The following is a 2,942-nucleotide window of genomic DNA, read 5'->3' as shown; positions in this document are numbered from 1 at the left end:
GACGTAGGGGGCTCAGGGGGCCAGTAGGGCCAGTTCCGTGGTGATGTTCTCGCGTGCGGGGGCCTCCCAGTTGGCGGCGCCGAACGGGGTTCTGAACAGGCGGGGGAGCGCCAGGAGTTGGCGCAGGACGTCCGCCCGGCCCGCGCGGAACGTCTCGTCCGGCACGAAGCCGTACTCCTCGCGGACGGCCGCCGCGTAGGCCGCGTACGCGTCCGGGGCCGCCGCCAGGATCGCCAGGTCCGCGTCGCACAGCGCCTCGCCGTTGTGGTCGCCGTCGGCGGGGTCGTGGGTGACGGTCAGGCGGACCAGGCGGGCCACCTCGGATGTCTGCTCGTCCGACAAGCCCGCCTCGGGCAGGGCCCGTTCGGCCAGGCGGGCCGAGCGCTCCTCGTTCTCGGAGCGGTCGGGCGCGTACACCGCGTCGTGGAACCAGGCCGCGAGCCGGACCAGCTCGGGGTCGTCGGCGTGGTCCTCGAGCACGTCGATGTGGTCGAGGACCGCCGTGAGGTGCGCGGTCGTGTGGTAGCGGCGCTGCGGTTCGGCCCAACGGGCGAGCAGGTTGTCGGCGAAGCGGTAGGGGTCGTAGACGCACTCGTCGGTGTCCCGTGCGCGCAGGAGCGTCCTGAGCCAGCGGTCGCGCAGGTCGGGGGCGGTCGCGGCGGAGGTCTCGGCAGCGGTGTCGGCGGTGGTCTCGTCGTGGGCCATGGGGGGAGCGTAACTCTTGTGTACCCCCTGGGGGTATGTTAACTTCCTCGGCGTCCGATACCCCATGGGGGTATCAGAGTGTGCGTCGGATTCGTAATGGCCTGGAGGGGAATCGCCATGCAAAACGTCCATCCCAAGCGCTGGTGGGCACTCTTCGTGCTCGCCACCGCGCAGTTCATGGTCATCATGGACACCTCGATCATCGGGGTCGCGCTCCCCGAGATGCAGAAGGATCTCGGCTTCTCGCAGGGCGAGCTGCAATGGGTGTTCAACGCGTACGTCATCGCCTTCGGCGGGCTGCTGCTCCTCGGCGGACGGCTCTCCGACCTGTTCGGGGCGCGGAAGGTCTTCGTGTCGGGGTGGGTGGTCCTCATCGCCGGGTCGGTGCTCGCCGCCGCCGCGCAGTCCGCCGCCGTGGAGGTCGCCGGGCGCGCCGTGCAGGGCGTCGGCGGCGCGCTGATCGCGCCCGCCGCCATGACCCTGCTCATGCTGCTCTTCGGGCACGACCCGAAGGAACTCGGCAAGGCCATGGCCCTCTACGGCGCCGCCGCCCCCGCGGGCGGCACGGCGGGCGTCTTCCTCGGCGGCGTCTTCACCGAGTGGCTGAGCTGGCCCTGGGTCTTCATCATCTACGTCCCGATCGGCGCCGCCACCCTCGCCGCGACCCGCCTCCTGCCCGCCGTCGAGGGCCGGCGCGGCTCGGTCGACGTCCTCGGCGCGGCCGCCGTGACCGCCGGACTCGCGCTCGCGGTCTTCGCCGTGGTCCGGGCGCCGGAGGCCGGGTGGGGTTCGACGGGTACGGTGCTGCAACTCGCCGGTGCCGTCGCCCTGCTGGCGCTCTTCCTCGTCGTCCAGAAGGCCGTGCGGGAGCCGCTCATGCCGCTGAAGGTGTGGCGCGTGCCGCGGCTCGGTTCCGCCAACCTCGCGATGGCGCTGCTCGGCGCCGCCTGGATCCCCATGTGGTACTTCCTCAACCTCTACCTCCAGCAGGTCATGGGGTACGGGGCGTTCGCGAGCGGCGCCGCGCTGCTGCCGATGACGGGGCTGCTCATGGTCTTCATGACGGCCGTCACCGCGCGGCTGCTCGGCCGCTTCGGGGCGAAGAACCTGATCGGCGGGGGGCTGCTCGTGCTCGCGCTCGGGCTGTTGTGGCTCTCCCGGGTCGGGCCGACCGGGTCGTTCGTGATCGACGTGCTGCCGGCCTCGCTGGTGGCCGCGCTCGGTATGTCCCTCGCGTACATCCCGGCGATGATGGCGGCGATGTCCGGCGCGCCCCAGGAGCAGGCGGGGCTCGCGTCCGGGATCGTCAACACGACGTACCAGGTGGGGTCGGCGCTCGGCCTCGCGGCGCTCACCGCGCTGGCCACCTCGCGGGGGGCGGGCGAGCTGGGTGACCTCCCCGCGCTGACGGACGGGTTCGGCGCGGCGTTCACCGGTGCGGCGGCCATCGCGGGATTGGAGGGCCTGCTCACCCTGCTGGTGATGCGGGGGGAGCCCGCGGCGGTCTCGGGGGGCGTGAAGGTGGACGCCTGATCGGGTGGTCGGCTGTCGTCGGCTCCGCCGTACTCGTCCTCGATCGCCGGACGGGCTCAAACCCCTTGCCGGCCGGGCCCGCAGGCCGTCACGCAGGACTCCGGCGCAACGGACGGGCTGGGTACGTTCCAGCCCGTCCGTTGCCATGTGCGCTCCCGGACGGTTGGCTTTCGTCATGACCACTGCTGCTGATGACGAGACGTACGAACCCGAGCGTGCCGGACGGCTCCTGCGGACCGAACGCGACGCCCTGATCCCGCTGTTGAGGGCCGCGCCCGATGAGGCGTTCGCGGTCCGCACCTGCTGTCCCGGCTGGACCGTGCGGCACGTGCTCGCGCACTGCGGGTCCGCGCTGATGCGGGTCGTGGAGAGCCGCTACGGCGAGGGCGTCTTCAGCCCGGAGAGCAACGAACGCGACATCGCCGAGCGCGCCGACTGGCCCAACTCCCGCGTCGTGGACGAGCTGGAGCGCGGCATGTCCGAGGCCGGGCCCATCATGGCCGCTGCCAAGGGGCGCCTGGATGGCATCGCCCTCGGGGAGTGGGTGCACGCCGGTGACGTACGCGAGGCGTGGGGGAAGCCGGGGGCGTACGGCGGGGACGGGCTCGTGGACGCGCTGGCGCTGCTCGCGCAGCACAGCCGGTCGCCGTTCAGCGCGGCGACGCCGGGGCTCGCCGTCCACGCCGACGTGGACGGGCGGGACG

General features: G+C 72.6%; 3 protein-coding genes. 2 read left to right on the top strand and 1 reads right to left on the bottom strand.

Going from position 1 to position 2,942, the window contains the following annotated elements:
* Positions 1-12 precede the first annotated feature (12 nt).
* Complete coding sequence (locus tag GKQ77_RS31000; RefSeq protein WP_219692442.1) at positions 13-705, bottom strand: HD domain-containing protein; 693 nt, start codon at positions 703-705, stop codon at positions 13-15.
* A gap of 117 nt (positions 706-822) precedes the next feature.
* Between GKQ77_RS31000 and GKQ77_RS30995 the strand changes: the two genes are divergently transcribed.
* Both GKQ77_RS30995 and GKQ77_RS30990 read left to right on the top strand, forming a co-directional pair.
* Entirely contained in the window at positions 823-2,238 is a 1,416-nt protein-coding gene (locus GKQ77_RS30995; protein ID WP_219692441.1) for an MFS transporter, read from the top strand.
* Between the two features lie 175 nt (positions 2,239-2,413).
* Positions 2,414-2,942, top strand: a 529-nt coding sequence (locus GKQ77_RS30990; protein ID WP_219692440.1) for a maleylpyruvate isomerase family mycothiol-dependent enzyme, incomplete at its 3' end; no start/stop codon positions are given.

It is taken from the genome of Streptomyces anatolicus (assembly GCF_019400875.1).
Classification (GTDB): domain Bacteria; phylum Actinomycetota; class Actinomycetes; order Streptomycetales; family Streptomycetaceae; genus Streptomyces; species Streptomyces anatolicus.
Note: the sequence above shows the minus strand (reverse complement) of the source record. Positions and strands in the feature narration are given on the sequence as shown.

Bases quoted from the DNA above. Each gene is read 5' to 3' on its own strand.
- GKQ77_RS31000 (WP_219692442.1), bottom strand. From the start codon at position 705: ATGGCCCACGACGAGACCACCGCCGACACCGCTGCCGAGACCTCCGCC.
- GKQ77_RS30995 (WP_219692441.1), top strand. From the start codon at position 823: ATGCAAAACGTCCATCCCAAGCGCTGGTGGGCACTCTTCGTGCTCGCC.